This is a genomic window from Paenibacillus sp. MZ03-122A, assembly GCF_024213325.1.
Classification (GTDB): domain Bacteria; phylum Bacillota; class Bacilli; order Paenibacillales; family Paenibacillaceae; genus Paenibacillus; species Paenibacillus polymyxa_B.
Genome location: NZ_JANAVI010000068.1, coordinates 1 through 404 on the forward strand (window position 1 = coordinate 1; position 404 = coordinate 404).

General features: G+C 45.8%; 1 protein-coding gene. It reads left to right on the forward strand.

Going from position 1 to position 404, the window contains the following annotated elements; translation table 11 throughout:
* The coding region (locus NLX74_RS25575) for a condensation domain-containing protein (protein ID WP_254330943.1) at nucleotides 1-404 on the forward strand (404 nt) is incomplete at both ends.

Here is a 404-nt window from a genome sequence, read left to right on the forward strand (position 1 = left end):
GAGATCGTACGCTGCAAGCCTTTGAGCATCAGGATTATCCACTGGAAGAGTTGGTGGAAAAGCTGGATGTAGCACGGAATGCAAGCCGTAACCCATTATTTGACACTATGTTTGTACTGGAAAATATGGAGTCACAGGAAGCGAAGCTAGAAATGCTGTCCTTCAGTCCGTATGTTCAGGAGCATCGTATTTCCAAATTCGATTTGACTTTGTCTATGAGTGATGAAGATGGGGAGATCAAGGGTTCGTTTGAATATTGCACGAAGCTGTTTGGAGCTGACGCTATTGAGAGATTAAGCAGGGATTTGATAGCGATCCTGTCCCAGATTGGGATCAATCCAGATTTGCTGTTAAGCGATATTCAGGTGAACTCGGACGAGCAACCGGAAGGCTTCTCGCCGGAT